Raw genomic sequence first — 18,543 nt, forward strand, 5'->3', positions numbered from 1 at the left:
GCACTTAAGCCGTCGCCTTGGCGAGCGACGCAGCGCGAATCTCCGACAACCGCGCCCGAACAGACACGACATCAGGTTGTATGACTAGATGAAGCACGGTCGGAACATCGCTTGCCAAGGCCTGCTGCAGCGCAGGCGTGAATTCCTCGGTCTTATTCACCGTTATTCCGCGTGCACCGAAGGAACGGGCATAAGCGGCGAAATCAGGATTGGTCAATTCCGTCGCCACAACACGCTCCGGATACTCCCGCTCCTGATGCATGCGGATGGTGCCGTAAATGCCGTTATCAAACACGATAAAGATCGGGTTGAGACCATAATGCATGGCCGTCGCGATTTCCTGCGAGGTCATCATGAAGCAGCCGTCACCGGCAAAGCAGAAGACCTGACGATCGGGGAAAAGAGACTTCGCCGCGATAGCCGCTGGCACGCCATAGCCCATCGCCCCGCTCAGTGGCGCGATCTGGGTCGGATACTGGCGGAAGAGATAATGACGCTGCAGCCAAGCCGTGTAATTCCCGGCCCCATTGGTGAAAATCGCATCGTCATCGGCCAGAGCACTCAGCTGCTCCATCACCGCACCAAGCTCGAGCTCCGTGCCAAACGCACGCGCCACGCGACCCTTTTCAAATTCCGCACGCCCCGCCTCGGCCCATTCGGCCCAGTCGTTATGCTCAACCACAGGCGCTGCCGAAAGAACATCAAAGAACGCCGCAACATCGGCATTGATCGCTAGATCCGCATGGTGCACGCGGCCAAGTTCTTCGGCGCCAGCATGGACATGCACAAGCTTCTGCGTCGGGACGGGTGACGCAATAATCGTGTAGCCGGCCGTCGTCATTTCGCCGAGGCGATCCCCCACAACCAGCAGGAAATCAGCTTGGCTTACGCGCGCCTTAAGGTCCGGCGTCACCGATGTCCCGAGCTCTCCGACATAGAGAGGATGCGCGTTATCGAACCGATCCTGACACCGGAAACCCGCAACCACAGGCAAGCCATAAGCTTCCGCAAACCTCTGTGCCTGCACGCGTGCCTCATCATTCCAGCCAGAGCCCCCCACTACCATCAGTGGTCGCTCCGCTGCACTCAAATCGGCCAAAAGCTGATCAATTGCCTGCGAGGTCGGCGCTGCTGAAACGCGCGCTGGGCGCGGCACATCGGCCACGTCCACGCATTCGGTGAGCACATCTTCCGGCAGCACCACAACCACAGGGCCCTTGCGGCCACTCGTTGCGATGGCGAAAGCGCGCGCCACGACCTCGGGTATCCGCTTGGTGTCGTCGATCTGCTCCACGTGTTTGGCGACTTCGCCAAACATGCGTCGGTAGTCAATTTCCTGAAAGGCTTCACGACCAATCTGCTCGCGCGAAACATGGCCAATGAACAGAACCATCGGCGTCGAATCTTGGCGCGCCGTATGCAGACCGATGGAGGCATTGGTCGCGCCCGGACCGCGCGTGACAAAGCAAATGCCCGGCTCGCCGGTCAGCTTGCCATAGGCCTCAGCCATGTTCGCAGCGCCACCTTCGTGACGGCAGGCGATGAGAGAAATCTGCTCAGCACTGTCGTAAAATGCGTCGAGCGCACCAAGAAAACTCTCGCCAGGAACGCAATAGCTCACCTTGGCACCGTAAGCGATGAGATGATCAACCAGAATACGGCCGCCAGTACGCACTACCATTCGTCCTGCCCTTCTTTAAAACACTGAGGCATTATCATTGGTTATATGGTTATCGTACAAATGATCCGTGTCAAGGCCATGACCGCCGCGCGTTGAAAACTCCGCTCATGCGCCCCGTGCGCGCAACTGCTCCAAAATCAGCGAAACCGGATGCCGCAGACGCGCATCGCTCTCTTTTTCCGCCTGGCACCGGCACGAAAGGCCGGTCGCTACCAGCTCGCCTGCCTCAAGAGACGGCTCTTCAACGCGAGACCGCCAGCTGAGCCCATAAATCTGCTGCGACAGGCGCCGGTTCTTGGCCTCGTGCCCAAAGGTCCCGGCCATGCCGCAACAGCCCAGACTTTCCGTTTGCGCGGCAATCCCAGCTGCCGCCAACACCTCACCCCACTGCCGCGACGAGGCAGAGAGGTTCGACGTAGCGGTACAATGATTGGCCAAACGTGCCTTCATCGCCCCCGCATCACGACGCGCATCCGCCAGACGATGAAGATTCTGCGAGAGAAACTCTTCAATGGTTTTCACATTCACCGCGCCGTCGACAATCGGCGCATATTCATCGCGATAGACCAAAGTCATCGCCGGATCGACACCGATCAGCGGCACACCGAGCGCATCGTAAGCGCGCAACCGCGCCGCGGTCCGACGCGCCACGGCGTCAAAACGCTTCAGCAACCCCTTGGCATGCAATGGCTTGCCGTTTTGCACCCGCACAATGAACGGCCGGAAGCCCAAGCCCTGCAAGAGATCGACCAGATCCAACAACAGCGCGGGCTCAAAAATCGCCACAAAGGCATCTGGCACAATAGCAACGAGATCCTGCCTCTCACGCGGCGACAGGGCCCCGATGTCCGGTGGAGACAAGGCCCCGACCCCACGCTCGGCCAGATCACTTTTCAGCAGTGTTTTAGGCAAAGAAGGCAGCGCCTCAAGCCCCAAGAGCCGCAAGCCAGATTGCCCCAGTTTGGTATTCGCCATGAGGCGATAAACCGGCGCAACGAGCGGCAGAAGAGGCAAGAACAATTCAATCTCAGCGATCAACCGATCAGCCGGCGTCCGCCAATAGCGCGTATGATATTGTTCCAAAAATCGCGACTTAAACGCCGGCACATCGACCTTAACCGGACAAGTGCCCTTACACGCCTTACACCCAAGGCAGGTGTCGAGCGCCGCCTTCACCTCATGAGAAAAGTCAGCGCCTTTGCTGCCCCACGCAAACAGGCGCGGACGCCATGACCGAGACCGCGTACCGGACTGAGTGCCCTCCTCCGCCTGCACCAAGCGCAGCCACTCGCGCACCAAAGTCGCGCGGCCCTTAGGCGATTGGCGGCGATCGCGCGTCGCCTTCCAGCTCGGACACATGGGCGCGTCAAATTCGAAGTCGAAGCACGCGCCATTGCCATTGCACGTCAGCGCACGGCTATAGCCATCGCTATGCGCCCGGGCCAAGCCCGCTTCGCGCTCGCCCCGCATCGGCACATCCCCAACATCTGTCAGGGGGCCGAAATTGCTGGCAATTTTTCCCGGATTGAACTGCTCATGCGGATCAAACAGCGCCTTCACGCGCTGGATCGCAGGGTAAAGCTCTCCAAAGAACGCGCGCGTATAGGCCCCGCGCACGCCCTTGCCGTGCTCGCCCCACAGCACCCCGCCATATTTCTGAGTCAGCGCATAGACACTGTCAGAAATGGCCTGCACCTGCTCGCGGCGCTCGGGCACATAAAGATCCATGTCCGGGCGGACGTGAATAACGCCACTATCAGCATGCCCAAACATGCCATAACCAAGCCCGAAACGATCAAGCAGGGCCCTGAATTCCTGAATATAGTCAGCCAGTTGATCGGGCGGAACCGCCGTATCTTCGACAAAGGCAACCGGGGCGCTCGTCCCCGTCACATTGCCCAATATGCCCACTGCGCGTTTCCGCATCGCCCATATATCGGCAATATCGGCGCGCGAATTTGTGGTCGCCAATGACAAATACTGCCCATCGGCTTTGACCGCTTCAACAAGGCGCAACATCTGCTGCTCGAGCCCATCGGCGCTATCAGCGACAAATTCGACCATGCAGGCGCTGCCAAATCGCCCATCGGCACTTGGCTTAAAGAAATGCGCGACTTTCTCCCCGGCCGCATCGGTTCGCGCCAGCCCAAGAACGCGCTCATCCACCACCTCGACCGACGCCGCACCAAAACCGAGAAACTTCTTTGTTTCCCGCAGCATGGACACAAAATCCGCATAGACGATGGTCACAAGACCCATATGGTCCGGAATAGGCGTCAACGCCAACTCGGCCTCGGCGATGAGCCCGAGCGTCCCCTCAGAACCGCAGATGACCGAGTTCAAGTCCAGCGAACCATCGGCTTTGCGCAGATGCCCCAGATCATAGCCGGTCACATTGCGATTAAGCTGAGGCACATCGCGCAGCCAGCGCTCAGCAACGTCTCTTTCCAGCGCGTCGAGTTCCTGCGCGAGGTCCAAATCGCCATGCGCGCCCGTATCGAGTACAGACCCATCGCTCAACACCAGTTTGACCGCGCGAACGTGATCTCTGGTTTTTCCATAAAGCACAGATCCCTGCCCCGAGGCGTCCGTGCTGATCATCCCGCCAATCGTCGCCCGATTAGAGGTTGAGAGTTCAGGTGGGAAAAACAGACCGTAAGGCTTGAGCGCCTTTTGCAGCTGATCCTTGACGACGCCGGGTTGAACAATGGCAACGCGGCGGACCGGGTCAATCGCCAAGATCTTGTTCATATGCCGAGACATATCAACAATCACCCCATTGCCCAGCGACTGACCATTGGTCCCGGTGCCGCCGCCACGAGGCCGCAGGATGATCGAACGATGCTGCTCCTCGCGCGCACGACTGGCGATCAGTTGCAAATCGGCTATGCTACGCGGGTAAGCGACAGCGTCCGGAACGATTTGATAGATCGAGTTGTCCGTCGACTGGACAAGGCGATGACCTAAGCCCGTTTCCAAATCACCCGAAAATCCCGCAACCCTGAGGTGATCGAGGAAGTTTTGATAGCTCACGGCCATCACATCGGGCGATTTTACAGCTGGTATCATGGGCCCAGCTTTACTTGTACGACGACCCGATCTCAAGCCCCAGAAAACGGTGTTTCAGCCAGCATCGTCGTCCGCTCGACGTTAGAGTGCCTGCTGCGCCAACCGCCCTAGCCGCGCCAAGCTCGCTTCGAGATGCTGGCGCATCGCATCACGCGCAGCATTGGCATTGCCATCGTTGATCGCATCAAAAATCTGCTGATGCTCGTTCTGAAGTCGACTGAGATAGGACGCGTCTTTCACGCCCCCAACATTGGTCGCTCGGCGCGGCACGCTATACTGGCCGAGGAAATCCAGGGTTCGAGGAAAATGTGGATTGCCAGATGCTTCCGCTACCGCTTGGTGGAACCGGAAATCTTCCTCGGCGCCGTCTTCACCGCGATCAATCGCTGCAGAAATATCGTCCAGAGCTGTGCGCAGGCGTTCTATGCTTTCAGCGCTGGCCCGTGCCGCCGCACGCGCTGCCGCCTCGACCTCGATCGCCAGTCGCAGCTCATTCAAATTGATCAGGTCGCCCACGACTTTCATGTCATTGGGAGAAATCTGCAAAGTCCGGTGATGGGCACCGGCCGACACAAAGGCACCAAGCCCCTGACGCGTCGTCACCACGCCGCTCGCACGCAATTGCGCAACGGCTTCGCGGATCACTGTTCGTGACACGCCCAGTTGCTGCATCATTTCGCGTTCGGTTGGCAGGCGCGCGCCTGGCTGCAAGTTGCCAGTGCGAATATCGGCTAATAGTCGAGTGGTAACTTCCTCGACGAGCGTTGGACTCTTTTCAACACGGCGAGATAACTGACTCACACCACCGGCGCTTCCACCGTTATCTGCCATCCCCGCCCCCAAATTCTTTTGTCCAGCTCGCAAAATACGCGCTCTTGCCCAGCACAGCCAGCGAAAAGAAAACCATAACCCACTATATGGCAAGTTTTTATCAGGTGATATGACCACACGACCAATTTAGCGATTTTGGACTTCGAGCACATGCATGACCGCCGGCAGCCACAAGTCACTGCACGCACGCTCTTGGTCATGGCCGCCCCCGTCATGTTGGCGTCGATGTCGACGCCGCTCGTCGGTGCGGTTGACCTGGCAGTACTCGCGCCCCTTGGCGACACAGCATTGCTCGGCGGCGTCGCCGCCGCCAATATCCTCCTGAACTTCCTCTTTTTTAGCCTCAACTTTCTGCGCTCCTCCACCACAGGCATGACCGCTCAGGCCCTTGGCGCCGGAGACACCAGCGAAGCCCTGGCCGTTCCCCTCCGGGCCATTGTCATCGCCCTCACCTTGGGCCTTCTCGCCATCGGACTGCAGGTTCCCGCTGAGCATCTCGGACTCGGCCTGATGGGTCTCAGCGACGAGATCCGCGCAGCCGCAGCGACCTATTTCAGCATTCGTGTTTGGTCAGCGCCCATGCTGCTCCTCACCTATTGCTTCACCGGCTGGGTGCTCGGGCGAGGCGAGATGCACAAGGGGTTCGCTCTGCAACTCGTGCTCAACCTGAGCAATATCGCCCTCTCGATCTTTTTCGTCTGGCATCTGAATTGGGGACTACAAGGCGCGGCCTTTGCCACTGTTTGCGCGGAAACGCTCACCGCACTCTTCGGAGCCGCACTGCTCACGGCCCAACTGCGTCCAAATTGGCGACGCGCCTTTGCCGCCGTGCCGAACTGGACAGCGGTCCGTCGCATGCTGCTCGTCAATGGCGATATGGTTCTGCGCTCACTCGCGCTCATTATCGTCTTGGCCTCGTTCACCAGCATCGGCGCGAGTTTCGGGCCTGACGTCATGGCTGCCAATGCCGTGTTGATGACCGTCTTTTATATGTCCGGCGCGGTGATGGATGGGCTGGCGACAGCAACCCAGCAGCTTTCGGGCCGCTTTGTCGGCGGGCGCGATGCAGCGGGCTTTAAGGCCGCCATTGCTCTGGCCGCCAAATTCAGCGCCATAGCGACGGCAATTTATGTCGCTGTTCTGCTCCTTGGCAAAGATGTCCTCATCTCCACCATGTCGCCGAACGAAACGGTGTCCGAGCTTATCTCAACCTATTATTGGTGGACCTTGCTCATCCCGATTGCAGGCCTCCTCGCCTTCCTCATGGATGGTGTTTTTATCGGCGCCAGCTGGTCGCGCGATCTGCGAAACATGATGTTCGCGTCGGCCCTGATCTTCTTCGGCCTCACCGCCACGATCATCCCGCTCTGGCATAACCACGGCCTTTGGATCGCCCTCGTCAGCTTTATGGCGTCCCGCGGCCTGCTTCTCGCCATGCGCCTACGCCACCAAATGCAGACCCATTTCTAGGCGCAAAGCCGCACAAACGCCAAAACCGGCATCGCTTGAAACGTTTTGAATTTTGTGAGGGAAAAAGTGGTGCCCGGAACCGGAATCGAACCAGTGACACGCGGATTTTCAATCCGCTGCTCTACCAACTGAGCTACCCGGGCAACCTGCTCGCCTTACGTCTGCGAACACCCGCTTTCTAGGGCATCATTTCGCGCTTCGCAATTGCTAGACGCGTGTGTGAACACAAGTTTTTTCGCTGTCCACAGGCTTCCATCATTTTGCCGCCCACAACGCCGCCAACTGCCCCGCAATCAACAAAAAACGCCGCATCGTCAACGCGGCGTTTGGTTCGTGTCTGCGCTGGCTCAGCGTCGAGCCTTGCTCAGCGAGCCCATGCCCACCGCCAGCAAGATGAGCGCCCCCACCAGAATCTGGCGGATATAGCTATCAACGCTCATCTGCGTCAGCCCATTGTCCAACACCCCGAGCACCAACACGCCCACGACTGTCGCCAGAATACGCGGCTCACCATGGCGCGACATGGTCGAGCCCAAAAACACCGCCGCAATCGCATTGAGCATCAGCCCCGAGCCCTGCACCGGATTGGCCGATGCCACGCGGCTGGCATACATAATGCCCCCCACCGCCGCAGCAAAACCGGTGAGCGCAAAGGCAATCGTGCGCAACCGCTTGACCGGAATGCCGCCCAAATGCGCCGCTTCCATATTCCCGCCAATGGCATAGAGGCGACGACCGAACGTTGTCTGCTCCAGCAGCACCCACACGGCAAAGACCACCAAAATCGCGATAATGGAGAGGTTCGGCAGGCTGATCGCCACCCCGCCCCATTCGCCCAGCGGAATGCCCCCACGCGCAAATGTGCCAAACTCTTCCGGAATGGCCCGCCCCGAAATCGTCTTGCCACCACTGACGACAAAGGCCAGCCCTGAGAACATCGTCATCGTCGCCAGCGTCGCGATGAAGGGCAAAATCCCGACAAAGCTCACCATCACGCCATTGACCACCCCGCCAAGCAGGCCAATCGCCAGCGCCCCGAGCACAGCCATGCTCACCGGCATCCCCGCCGCCATCATCAGCGCGGCGACAATCCCCGCCAGCGAGGCAGTCGAGCCCACCGAGAGGTCAAAATCCCCCATGGTCATGACAATGGTCATGCCCGCCGCCACAACCATCAACATCGACACCTGCTGGGTGATATTGAGCCAGTTGCGCGCGGTCGGGAATGTACCCGGCAGCATGATCGAGAAGAACAGAACGATAGCGATAAAGCCGATCAGCGTGCCGTAGCGACGAATGTGCTGCATATTAGGCCACCTTCACGCCGGAGGCCCGGCCGTAGCAAAGATTGATAAGAGTGTCTTCGGCGAGCTCCTCGGCATCGACAATGGTGTCGAACTGCCCCTCGCGCATCACCGCGATCCTGTCGCTCATGCCCAAAAGCTCAGGCAGATCGGTCGACACCAGAATAATGGCCGTGCCCTTGGCAGCCAGATCGCGCAGGATGGTGTAAATATCAAACTTGGCGCCCACATCGACGCCGCGCGTCGGCTCTTCCAAGAGCAGCAGTTTTGGCGGCCCCGCCACCACGCGACCAAAGACAACCTTCTGCTGATTGCCGCCGGAGAGCTCATAAACGGGCTGGCCAACACTGGCCGCCTTCAAGCGCATCGCCGCGCCGGTTTCGCTCGCATAGGCCTTCTCATGCCCCGGCTTGAGCCACACCCCCGCCGCGCTATGGCGCTTCAAATGGGCAACGGTAATGTTCTCATAGATCGGGCGCTGCATGAACAGCCCCTCAGCCCGTCGCTCGCGTGGCACATAGGCAACGCCCGCTTCCCAGGCCGCCCCCGGCGATTTCGGCGCATAAGCCACTCCGTCGAGGGTTAAGCGCCCGCTCGTGATCTTCTGGTCGCCAAACAGCGCCCGGATCAATTCGCCCTGCCCCGAACCGGAAAGCCCGGCAATGCCGAAAATCTCCCCGGGACGGACCGCAAATTCAATCGCTCCAATACCCTTGGCCATCAGCCCTTGAGCCGCAAAGGCCTCGCCCTCGCCCGGCTGCGACACCGCCTTTGGGAAAGCCTCGTCCACCCGCCGTCCGATCATCATGGCAATGAGATCGTCCTGCGTAATATTGCTCATCGCGCCGCTGTCGATGGAGGTGCCATCACGCAAAACCGTGGCCTTGTCACACAGCGCCATAATCTCATCGAGCCGGTGCGACACATAAAGGACCGAGCTGCCCGATGCGCGAATCTCGCGCAAAACCTTGAATAGCCTCTCACTCTCGTCGCGCGTCAGCGCCGCCGTCGGCTCGTCGAGCACATAGACCTTGGCGTCATCGAGCAGCGCCGCCGAAATACGCACCAACATCTGATCGCCCAGCGACAGCTCGCCCAGCGTGCGGCGCGGATCAATATGGTCGATCCCCAGCCGCGTCAGCGCCCGTTGCGCTTCCGAGTTCAGCGCAGCCCAATCGACAAAAACACCCGCCCGGCGCGGATAGTCGCGGCCAATGAAAATGTTCTCGGCCACCGACAGGGTCGGCACAACATTGAATTCCTGATGGATAAATCGCAGGCCCAGATTATAGGCCGCCTTAGTACCCTCGATGCTCACCAGCGCGCCATCAACACGGATCTCAGCGCTATCGGGCGTCACCACCCCGGCGAGAATTTTGATGAGCGTCGATTTCCCCGCGCCATTTTCGCCCATAAGCGCATGGATTTCGCCGGGAGCGACCACAAGGTCCGCCCCTTTTAACGCAGGCACGCCCGCGTAGGATTTCGTAACTCGGGTCGCGGAAAGAAGCGGAGTGGGAGAGGCCATAATGGCCACTCCCTTAACGCGGAAATTTGAGCCCGCGCAACTTATTCGGCAGCGTTTGCCGAAGTTACGAGCTTGGTTGGCACATAAATCGCCGACTGGCGGATGTCTTCGCCGGCAAGAACACGCGCAACTGCGTCTGCGGTTGCCGCGCCAATCCCCGCAAAGTCCTGCGCCACCGAAGCTTCGAAATTGCCGCCAGCAGCAATCGCTTCCTTGGCCTGTGGGTTGGCGTCGATCCCGGTGATGATGATGCCTTCGCCTTCGCGACCAGCCGCTTCAATCGCCTGCAGCACGCCCAGTGCTGGCTGATCCCAAGCCGCCCACACAGCCTTGATGCTGCCTGGCTCTGGGTTTGCCGCAAGGATTGCTTCCATCTTGGCGCGGCTATCGGCGATACCGCCGTCCGACACGTCTGGGGTTACGCGGTCGATCACCTTGATATCGGGGAAGTTGCCAAACACGGCATCCGCCACTACGCCACGCACCTGCACCGGTGGGAAGGCTTCAAAGATGAACATCACCACATTGCCTTCGCCGCCGATACGATCAGCAACATAGGTCGAGGTTTCCGCTGCCATGGCGTAGCCATTGGAGGTCACATTGGTCACAAGCAGGCTATCTGCGCCCGCATCCATGCCGAACACCGGAATGCCAGCGTCCTTGGCGGTCTGCAGCCCTGCGGTCACCTGTGCCGGGTCAACGTTGATCACAATGGCATCAACACCCTGAATGACGAGATCTTCAATGCGGCTGATGACAGCGGCGACGTCGCCTGCAGTGTCGATGACGTTGACATCCCAGTCCTGCCCCTCGGCATAGTCTTGGAACGCTTCAACGTAAAATTGCGTGCCCGGCTGCGCCATATAAGGGGTGACAATCGCCACCTTGCTCGCGGCGAATGCGGCACTCGAAGACAAAACTGCAAGCGTAAGAGCCAAGCCGGATACGGCGAGCTTTGTGCGCGACATTGGAAAAATTCCCTCCACATAATTTCCGGAGGCAAACCAATTGCCTACGGTTGTTTTCCTTTGTGGTGGGGGCACTATATGAGCCAAATAGCGCTGAGCAAGTAGCGAATTGGACGGAGACGAGCATGGCCCTGACCCTAATCGGTATTGACGTCGGGACAACCGCGACCAAAGCCATCCTCATTGATGCCTCCGGCCAGCAAATTTCGAGCTTTTCGCGCGCCCACCCAATGGATCGGTCAGAGGCCGGCAAAGCCGAGCAATCCCCCGATACTTGGGTGGAAAGTGTCCTCGCCGCCCTCGCCCAATTTGCCAAGGTCGCGGATTTGTCTGAGCTAGCGGGCATTGGCCTCACCTCGCAGGTCAACTCTCATGTGTTTGTTGGCAAAGACAGGAAGGCACTGCGCCCAGCCCTCACATGGCAAGACACCCGTGCCGCCACCGATGCCGCCAAGGTCGACGCCGCCGTCACCACCGAACAGAAAACCAAATGGTTCGGCGGCCCCGTGCCGATTGACGCCAGCCACGCTCTCTCGCGCATGGCCTATATTGCCCGCACCGAACCTGAAGTTTGGAACCAGACTTGGCAGGTCCTGCTCCCCAAAGACTACATTGCTCTCCAACTCACAGGCGCACTCGCGTCCGATCCTGTGGCCGCTGTCGGCCTCGTCAACGAGGCTGGCGCCTATGTCTCCGAGCTGCTCGATCTGCTCCCCGGCGCCGAGGCGCGCCTCCCCCCGCTCTTTTCCTATGAACACGTCGTCGGCACGGTGAGCGCCGGACTTCCCGGCGCCGGTGCACCCGTCTGCGTTGGCGCCATGGATGCTTGGGCAGGCATGTTCGGCTGCGGCGTCGCTGAACACGGCGACGCCATGTACCAATCCGGCACCAGCGAAGTGATGGGCATTGTCTCCAACACAATTGTGCCAACCCCCGGCGTCATTCTCTTCCCGCCCTATCAGGGCATTCGTATGCATGCTGCCCCCACTCAGTCGGGTGGCGCTTCGCTCACCTGGCTTTCGGGCCTCCTCAATCGCCCCATCGGCGAGTTGGCGGCACTGGCGAGAGATGTCGACATCACCGCCCAAACCCCGCTTTTCCTTCCCCATCTGGCAGGCGAACGCGCCCCGATCTGGGATGCGCAATCGCGCGGTGTTTTCGCCAATCTCTCTTCGGCCACCACGCCGGGAGACATGGCAATTTCCGTGCTCGAAGGGGTCGCCCACTCAGCCCGCTGGGCGCTTGAAGCCCTCATCAGCTCAGCCGATCTCACACCCGAAACCCTGCGCATTGGCGGGGGCGGCGCACAGTCCGATTTGTGGTGTCAAATTCGCGCCGATGTCTTGGGCATCCCGCTTGAGCGCGCCAGCGGCGACGCCACCGCAGCGCTCGGGGCGGCAATTATCGCTGGCGTTGGCAGCCAGGTTTTCGCCTCCCTGCCTGCGGCCGTCCGCAGTCTCGTCCACTTCGACAAAACCTTTGTGCCCAATGCCGCCAACTCAGCGTTTTACGCTGCCCGCCACGGCCAATTCCGAACGCTCTACCAGCAGATGAAAGCGCTCAATTTCGCGTAAGCAAGGGTCTGAAATGGCGTGACACAGCGCGTGCCGCCGGAAAATCCAAATTTCTGAACTTCCGCGCGCCTTTAGCCTATGCCCTTGTCAATTCACGAGATAAACCAAAACCAGTGATTGCGGCGCTCACACGCGCTGAAAGCATATTTGAATGGAGTACCAATAAGATGTCATCTCAGCCCAATATGCGGTGGGGCACTGCGGCCGCGACCCAGAGCAACGCCGCTTTTGACGAAGGCCTCCGCCAGCACATGCTGCGCGTTTATAACTATATGGGTCTGGGCTTGGTCATCACCGGGCTGGTTGCCTTCTTCGTTGGCAACACGCCAGCGCTCTATGTCCCGATCTTTTCGTCGCCGCTCAAGTGGGTGGTGATGTTCGCCCCACTGGGCTTCGTGATGTTCTTCTCGTTCAAGATCAACACGCTCTCAGCCAGTGCGGCACAGGCCATGTTCTGGGCCTTCTGCGGCATCATGGGCCTCTCCATGGCCTCGATCTTCCTCAACTTCACCGGCGCGAGCATTGCCCGCACCTTCTTCATCTCCGCTGCTATGTTCGGCGTGATGAGCCTTTACGGCTACACCACCAAGGCGAACTTGGCTAAGTTCGGCTCCTTCCTGATCATGGGTCTGATCGGCGTGGTCATCGCCTCGATCGTCAACATTTTCCTCGGCTCGAGCGTCCTGCAGTTCGCGGTCTCGATCATCGGCATCTTGGTTTTCCTCGGCCTCACGGCTTGGGATACCCAGTCGATCAAGGACCAGTATTCCGAACATAACGGCGTTGAAGGCAATCAGAAGCTCGCTGTGATGGGAGCGCTCTCGCTCTACCTCAGCTTCATCAATATCTTCCAACTGCTGCTCAGCCTGACCGGGCAACAAGAGGACTAATCTTTTGGCGCGCTGTAGGGTATTGATCTTACAGCGCTCCTCCTTTCGGCCAAGGATTGCCAATGTTGAATGAAGATCCCAGCGCGCGCGTTACCGACGAAGCCTATAGCCTCTCTACCGCTCTGCAGCGGATCGCGGACCGCACCGACCGTGACCGCATCTTCATTCGCGATCTTCTAGCCGAACTCGACCAGCGGGCCATTGCGGCCATGCTCTTTGTTTTCGCCGTCCCCAACACCATCCCCGTGCCACCCGGCGTTTCGGGCGTTTTGGGTGCGCCGCTGCTGTTTCTGGCCGCGCAGCTCATGCTGGGCCGCGCCCCTTGGTTGCCTGCCCTGATCGCTGACCGCTCGTTTGCGCGGGCCGACTTCGCCCGCATCCTCAATAAAATTGGCCCGTGGCTGGCAAAGGCCGAGCGCCTCATGCGCCCGCGCCTCACTGTCCTGACCAAGCCGCCCGCCGAATACATCATCGGCGCGATCATGCTCGTTCTGGCGATAGTGCTGTTCCTGCCCATTCCGCTCGGCAACATGCTCCCCGCCATTGCCATCTGCATTCTGGCGCTCGGGCTCATCCAGCGTGATGGCCTATGGGTCATCGCAGGCACGGTCACAGCCATAGTTTCAGTCATTATCGTTTCAGGCGTCGTTGCAGCCTTTGCCTTCGCCGCCTGGCTGGCCTTAACGGCCATATTCTGATCGCCAAACCCGCTCCCCCGCGCGCTAGACCACGAGGAAATTCTATGTCGCTCGCCTTGTCCAATCTTCTGCTTGCCCAGCATAATGCCGGAACACTGATCGAAACCCTCGACGAAAACCTAGTCCCCAAAGACCGGGCTGAGGCCTATGTGGTGCAGTCAGAAGTCGTCGCCGCGCTCGGCCCGATTGGCGCATGGAAAGTGCAGCCCTATCCTGCCGACGCTGAGCCACTTGCCTCCCCTATTCCTGCCAGCTTCGTCTTCCCAGCGGGCGACGCAATCGCGCTCAACACCAAAGCCGCTCTGCTTGTCGAGGCTGAAGTTGCGGTGACGCTCAAGAGCGACCTACCAGCGTTTGATGGCACCTATGGCCCAGACGACGTGCTCGCCGCCATTGGCACCACGCAGCTGGCCATCGAAATCCTCGGACCCCGCTTTGCCAATCCAGCAGCCACCCCATCGCTCGCCGGTATTGCCGATTTCCAGAGCAATGGCGCTGTCATTTTCGGCAAGTCCCGCTCCTTTGGCGATCTGGCCGAACTGGGCACGCTCGACATGGATCTGCTGGTTGATGGCGCGTCCATTGGCAAGGTCACCGAAGGCCCAACCACCGAACGCACGCTGCGCTCGCTCGCTTGGCTCGCCAACCACGCCGTTTCGCGCGGCACCCCACTCAAGGCTGGCGATGTGATCATCACCGGCGCGCGCATTGGCGCTCTACCGCTCAACGGCAAGACCATCACCATCACCGCACCTGGTTTTGAAACCATCACCGCAACGCTCGTCTAATCCAGTTTAGACGTCACGCATTTTCTCAAGGGCTGCACCTCGGTGTAGCCCTTAGTTTTGAGCGCCATCCCCGCCCTATCAATTTGAGGTATTATCGAGAAACCGCCAGTCGGACTTCGACGGCCAGCACCGCGCCAACTGCGCAGTTTGAAATCCCCAACATGTCTCAAGCTTTAGCGCACGTAGCCGCCTCGTTTGCGGCCATCAACAAGCCCCCAACGGCCTATCCCGCGCCCAAGCTCAAGCCCATAAGTGCCAGCCAAAAGCCACAGCAACGCCCATGCCTACAGCACTAGCGACCAGCTATACTGATCATGTTTTCAATGTAGGGAAATAAGTGGTGCCCGGAACCGGAATCGAACCAGTGACACGCGGATTTTCAATCCGCTGCTCTACCAACTGAGCTACCCGGGCAACCATAATTCGCAACATTGCTGCGAACCGAGGGCCTTATAGGACATGTCTTTTTTCCGCGCAAGCAAGAACACCCGCTGTGGAAAAGAAACATTTCAACCCACAGTGATCCGCGCCAATTCAAAGTTCTTGGCGTTAATTTTCGGCACATCCCCGGCAACGAGATCTGCCATAAGCTCCCCCGCGCCCAGCCCCTGCGTCAGGCCGAAAGTGAACCCGCCCATGACAAAAAGTCCCGGCGTACTCGGCACCGGGCTGATCACCGGAATCTCGTCCTTAGCGACATCGACCATGCCACCCCAACGCTCGATAACACGCCCCTCCTAGAACGCCGGAAACTCGTCTTTCAGCCAGCCGAAAGAGGCATCCAGCGTGCCATCATTATGCGTTGGCGCCACAATACGGGCCCGCTCAAACGGCGTTTGCTGATCGAGCTTCCACGAGCGCTCAATGCCAAAAGACCGCGGCAAATCAGAGCCTAAAGTCATATCAAGCGGCGTATCACCGGAGAGCATTTCCGGCAGAACCGGCAGAAAATCAAAGAGTAACGAGAAGCTATCGCGCAAAATCGGAGCGGTCATAAAACGAGGACCGTTCGAATAGCTCCCGTCCACTTCCTTGCGCCAAACCACACGCCCGGCTGCGCCCACAGCAGGCGGCCCCTCAACGCCCGCAATGCGTTGCTGGGACAGGTAAACCGGCAGAACCGGGAAGTTGATATCGGCGTTACCGAGGAACAGACGCGACCAGCTCCCACCCGCAACCACCAAGGCCTTCGTCCGCACCACCCCCTTTTCGGTGATGACATGGGACACCGCCCCACCCTCAGTTTCAAACCCGCGCACAGCACACTCGGTAACAATGGTCACGCCCCGCGCCATCGCTCCTTCGGCAACAGCAGGCGCTGCAAACGCAGGCTCCATCCCGCCATCATCGTCTTGATAATACCCAGCTTTCCACTCAGATTGCGCCCCGGGCAACAGTTGCTCCAGCTCTGCCCCCTCGACAAATCGAGCCCGAATAGGAGCCTGAATAGGCGCCACGGCTTCGGCCTTTGCCAGCCACGCACGCGCCTCTTCAATCTCGCTGTCTTCCTTGAAAGCCTGCACCCGCCCGTAGGCCCGATAACTCGTATCTTGCCCAATCCGGGCGTTCATCCCCTGCCAGAGCATTTTGCTCTGCTGACCAAGCTCGACAACCTCCTGCGGCAGGCCAAAATTGGTGACCTGCCCATAGGCTCGACTCGATTGCTCCGCGGCCACTTGACCCTTTTCGCAAACGACGACGGAAAGGCCTTTTTCGGCCAGAAAGAATGCCGTGGAGACGCCCATGATCCCCGCGCCGATAATGACCACATCGGCTTCCGCCGGCAGGGTTCCTTGCCCGCTCACAGGCCGGGCGCGCGACGTCGACGCCTGCAAACTGCCCGGACGCAACGCCATGGGGATTGTGATCGCGCCAGCACCCGCGAGAAGCAGGGCTCCCGATCCAAGCAACACATTCCGTCGCGTCAGCTTCATCCCGACCACCCTAAAATCACGTCATGACAACGGAACCGCAGGCGGCGTGGGTGGTTCCCCTTGATAACAATTGTGCAGATTTGCGCAGCGCATAGCGTCGTCCCTTGCCGCGAAAATCGCAGCATGAGCCGACCAAAAAACAGAACGCTGAAGACCAAAAGGCCCCGAAAACTCTCGTTTTCAGGGCCTTAAAATTGGTAGCGAAGCCCAGATTTGAACTGGGGACACACGGATTATGATTCCGCCGCTCTAACCAACTGAGCTACTCCGCCTCAAGGGCATCAGCGTTGTGCGCCGATGAGCGACTTACTAAAACCGTCTGCTTTTGAAGTCAAGCGCTTCAGCACCAAGGCTGTGAATATCCTTTTCCATCATGAGGTTTCGCACAAGTGTCAGATCCGATTGGAACTTTTCCATTTCCTCCTGCCGCACTGCAGGGTCCGGCAGCCTTAGGAGATAGGAGGGGTGATTGGTCACAAAGAGGAGCGCACCATTGTCCAATGCGAACGGCTTCCCTCGGCTCTCGGCAATGGAAACGCCACGCCGACCGAGCAGGCTTTCCGCCGCTGTCGCGCCCAAAGCCACGATGATTTTGGGCTTCACCATAGCAATCTCCATATCGAGCCAGAACCGACATGCTTGAACTTCGCCAGCGCTAGGCCTTTGGTGGATCCGGCGCTTGCCCCGCGGTTCAAATTTGAAATGCTTGACCGCATTGGTCACATAGATCTTTTTCCGGTCGATCCCGACCCGACCCAAAACCTCATCAAACACCTGCCCCGCAGGCCCAATGAAGGGCTTTCCCGCGAGGTCCTCGCTGTCGCCAGGCTGTTCCCCAACAAACAAAACCTCTGCGTTTTCCGGACCTTCGCCAAACACGGGCTGGGTGGCGAATTCGTGGAGCGGACAGTTTTTACAAGAATGGATAGCCTCTCGCGCGTCGGCGAGGGTTTCAATATCCACCGGCTGCGCTGCCACAACGCGGTCCTGCATCCGCATATGGCGCGCTGGCGGTTGCGAGCTTGCCTGCGCAATCATCAGCACTTCCATCGCCTTGGCATCACGGATGAGGCTTCCAATCTCCTCGGCCTCAGGCAGGTTCTTCCAATATTTGACCGGCATCTCCGATTTCATCATCGACACCTTCAACCGCGCCGGATTGAAAATGGACCGATAATAGGTGCGCCAATCGTCCTCGACGCTATCCTCTTGCGGAACATCGCTCTTTTGGCCGCCCGGTCCAAAAGTGAGCGTCTCCGTATCCCAAAAGGCGCTGGCATAGGGTGTGATAATGGCCCAATCCATGCTGGCAAAGCGGCGCACGAAAAAGGGGGCCGTCGCCTCGAGCACAAAGTGTTCAGGCTCAAACCACGAGACAAAATGTTCGCCATTGGCGCAGCTCTCGTCTTCGAGCCGCCGAAAGCGCACAAAGGCTTTCATCTTGTGGCTGTCTCGTCTCACCCCGGAGGCAAGCCGCGTCAGCAGAAGCATGTCGCGATCAGAGGCGACATGCACCAGAGAGCGGTCTTTTTGCAGCCGCCACAACAAACGATAAAGCCCATCGAACCGCGCAGGATCGGAGTGCTGTATCGCCCCACGCGCCAGCTCAATAAATTCCTTCGGCACGGACCCCACGGGGCCATTGGCTTCCGGCAGCAGCTCCTCACCCGCTTCGAACAGCCCGTTTTGATCTGTCCCATAGCGCCAAACAACGTCATGCGGCGCAACGCCTGCCGCCAACAGGCGACGCGCCTTGCCGCGCCATTCGTCAAGATCGTTGGGCTTGATCAGTCGGATCGCCAACATAG

At 59.3% G+C, this 18,543-nt stretch carries 14 protein-coding genes and 3 tRNA genes; 5 read left to right on the forward strand and 12 right to left on the reverse strand.

What is annotated here, in order from left to right:
* Positions 1-4: 4 nt before the first annotated feature.
* The 3 genes from H4N61_RS14330 to H4N61_RS14340 all read right to left on the reverse strand — a co-directional run bounded on the left by H4N61_RS14330 (position 5) and on the right by H4N61_RS14340 (position 5,581).
* Positions 5-1,681 (reverse strand): thiamine pyrophosphate-binding protein, encoded by a 1,677-nt coding sequence (locus tag H4N61_RS14330; RefSeq protein WP_169195403.1) that lies wholly within the window; start codon positions 1,679-1,681, stop codon positions 5-7.
* A gap of 105 nt (positions 1,682-1,786) precedes the next feature.
* Positions 1,787-4,750, reverse strand: a complete 2,964-nt coding sequence (locus tag H4N61_RS14335) for an FAD-binding and (Fe-S)-binding domain-containing protein (protein ID WP_182394330.1) — start codon at positions 4,748-4,750, stop codon at positions 1,787-1,789.
* Between the two features lie 81 nt (positions 4,751-4,831).
* The gene (locus H4N61_RS14340) at positions 4,832-5,581 is read right to left on the reverse strand and encodes a FadR/GntR family transcriptional regulator (protein ID WP_182394331.1); all 750 of its coding nucleotides are present in this window, start codon (positions 5,579-5,581) and stop codon (positions 4,832-4,834) included.
* A 150-nt stretch (positions 5,582-5,731) separates the two neighbouring features.
* On the opposite strand from H4N61_RS14340, the gene H4N61_RS14345 reads away from it, so the two are divergent.
* Positions 5,732-7,051, forward strand: a complete 1,320-nt coding sequence (locus H4N61_RS14345) for an MATE family efflux transporter (protein ID WP_169195400.1) — start codon at positions 5,732-5,734, stop codon at positions 7,049-7,051.
* Positions 7,052-7,118: 67 nt separating this feature from the next.
* Here the strand turns inward: H4N61_RS14345 and H4N61_RS14350 are convergent.
* The 4 genes from H4N61_RS14350 to H4N61_RS14365 form a co-directional block, all read right to left on the reverse strand.
* Positions 7,119-7,194, reverse strand: a tRNA-Phe gene (locus H4N61_RS14350).
* Positions 7,195-7,398: 204 nt separating this feature from the next.
* The gene (locus H4N61_RS14355; protein ID WP_169195399.1) at positions 7,399-8,358 is read right to left on the reverse strand and encodes an ABC transporter permease; all 960 of its coding nucleotides are present in this window, start codon (positions 8,356-8,358) and stop codon (positions 7,399-7,401) included.
* 1 nt (position 8,359) lies between these two features.
* Positions 8,360-9,883: a sugar ABC transporter ATP-binding protein gene (locus tag H4N61_RS14360; protein ID WP_169195398.1), complete on the reverse strand. Its 1,524-nt coding sequence runs from the start codon at positions 9,881-9,883 to the stop codon at positions 8,360-8,362.
* A 41-nt stretch (positions 9,884-9,924) separates the two neighbouring features.
* Positions 9,925-10,851, reverse strand: a complete 927-nt coding sequence (locus tag H4N61_RS14365; RefSeq protein ID WP_169195397.1) for a substrate-binding domain-containing protein — start codon at positions 10,849-10,851, stop codon at positions 9,925-9,927.
* A 125-nt stretch (positions 10,852-10,976) separates the two neighbouring features.
* Here H4N61_RS14365 and H4N61_RS14370 point away from each other — a divergent pair, with 125 nt between their 5' ends.
* The 4 genes from H4N61_RS14370 to H4N61_RS14385 all read left to right on the forward strand — a co-directional run bounded on the left by H4N61_RS14370 (position 10,977) and on the right by H4N61_RS14385 (position 14,801).
* Positions 10,977-12,425 carry an FGGY-family carbohydrate kinase gene (locus tag H4N61_RS14370; RefSeq protein ID WP_169195396.1) on the forward strand — a complete coding sequence of 483 codons (1,449 nt, stop codon included), beginning with the start codon at positions 10,977-10,979 and terminating at the stop codon, positions 12,423-12,425.
* 167 nt (positions 12,426-12,592) lie between these two features.
* A complete protein-coding gene (locus tag H4N61_RS14375; RefSeq protein ID WP_169195395.1) occupies positions 12,593-13,315 on the forward strand; it encodes a Bax inhibitor-1/YccA family protein in 723 nt (240 codons plus the stop codon).
* Between the two features lie 62 nt (positions 13,316-13,377).
* The gene (locus H4N61_RS14380; RefSeq protein WP_169195394.1) at positions 13,378-14,013 is read left to right on the forward strand and encodes an exopolysaccharide biosynthesis protein; all 636 of its coding nucleotides are present in this window, start codon (positions 13,378-13,380) and stop codon (positions 14,011-14,013) included.
* A 44-nt stretch (positions 14,014-14,057) separates the two neighbouring features.
* On the forward strand, positions 14,058-14,801 hold the full coding sequence (locus H4N61_RS14385; protein WP_169195393.1) for a fumarylacetoacetate hydrolase family protein: 744 nt from the start codon (positions 14,058-14,060) through the stop codon (positions 14,799-14,801).
* A 338-nt stretch (positions 14,802-15,139) separates the two neighbouring features.
* Here the strand turns inward: H4N61_RS14385 and H4N61_RS14390 are convergent.
* From H4N61_RS14390 to H4N61_RS14410, 5 genes are all read right to left on the reverse strand, one after another.
* Positions 15,140-15,215, reverse strand: a tRNA-Phe gene (locus H4N61_RS14390).
* A gap of 95 nt (positions 15,216-15,310) precedes the next feature.
* Entirely contained in the window at positions 15,311-15,526 is a 216-nt protein-coding gene (locus tag H4N61_RS14395) for an FAD-dependent oxidoreductase (RefSeq protein WP_282567633.1), read from the reverse strand.
* Between the two features lie 12 nt (positions 15,527-15,538).
* Positions 15,539-16,735, reverse strand: coding sequence for an FAD-dependent oxidoreductase (locus H4N61_RS14400; RefSeq protein ID WP_169195378.1), 1,197 nt, complete (start codon positions 16,733-16,735; stop codon positions 15,539-15,541).
* A 195-nt stretch (positions 16,736-16,930) separates the two neighbouring features.
* Positions 16,931-17,007 (reverse strand) — tRNA-Met (locus H4N61_RS14405).
* 37 nt (positions 17,008-17,044) lie between these two features.
* On the reverse strand, positions 17,045-18,541 hold the full coding sequence (locus H4N61_RS14410) for a UdgX family uracil-DNA binding protein (RefSeq protein WP_182394333.1): 1,497 nt from the start codon (positions 18,539-18,541) through the stop codon (positions 17,045-17,047).
* Between the last annotated feature and the right edge of the window lie 2 nt (positions 18,542-18,543).

Source organism: Devosia sp. MC521, from assembly GCF_014127105.1.
Taxonomy (GTDB): Bacteria; Pseudomonadota; Alphaproteobacteria; order Rhizobiales; family Devosiaceae; genus Devosia.

Bases quoted from the DNA above. Each gene is read 5' to 3' on its own strand.
- H4N61_RS14410 (WP_182394333.1), bottom strand. From the start codon at position 18,541: ATGTTGGCGATCCGACTGATCAAGCCCAACGATCTTGACGAATGGCGC.
- H4N61_RS14365 (WP_169195397.1), bottom strand. From the start codon at position 10,851: ATGTCGCGCACAAAGCTCGCCGTATCCGGCTTGGCTCTTACGCTTGCA.
- H4N61_RS14330 (WP_169195403.1), bottom strand. From the start codon at position 1,681: ATGGTAGTGCGTACTGGCGGCCGTATTCTGGTTGATCATCTCATCGCT.
- H4N61_RS14385 (WP_169195393.1), top strand. From the start codon at position 14,058: ATGTCGCTCGCCTTGTCCAATCTTCTGCTTGCCCAGCATAATGCCGGA.
- H4N61_RS14375 (WP_169195395.1), top strand. From the start codon at position 12,593: ATGTCATCTCAGCCCAATATGCGGTGGGGCACTGCGGCCGCGACCCAG.
- H4N61_RS14400 (WP_169195378.1), bottom strand. From the start codon at position 16,735: ATGAAGCTGACGCGACGGAATGTGTTGCTTGGATCGGGAGCCCTGCTT.
- H4N61_RS14370 (WP_169195396.1), top strand. From the start codon at position 10,977: ATGGCCCTGACCCTAATCGGTATTGACGTCGGGACAACCGCGACCAAA.
- H4N61_RS14360 (WP_169195398.1), bottom strand. From the start codon at position 9,883: ATGGCCTCTCCCACTCCGCTTCTTTCCGCGACCCGAGTTACGAAATCC.
- H4N61_RS14345 (WP_169195400.1), top strand. From the start codon at position 5,732: ATGCATGACCGCCGGCAGCCACAAGTCACTGCACGCACGCTCTTGGTC.
- H4N61_RS14340 (WP_182394331.1), bottom strand. From the start codon at position 5,581: ATGGCAGATAACGGTGGAAGCGCCGGTGGTGTGAGTCAGTTATCTCGC.
- H4N61_RS14380 (WP_169195394.1), top strand. From the start codon at position 13,378: ATGTTGAATGAAGATCCCAGCGCGCGCGTTACCGACGAAGCCTATAGC.
- H4N61_RS14355 (WP_169195399.1), bottom strand. From the start codon at position 8,358: ATGCAGCACATTCGTCGCTACGGCACGCTGATCGGCTTTATCGCTATC.
- H4N61_RS14335 (WP_182394330.1), bottom strand. From the start codon at position 4,750: ATGATACCAGCTGTAAAATCGCCCGATGTGATGGCCGTGAGCTATCAA.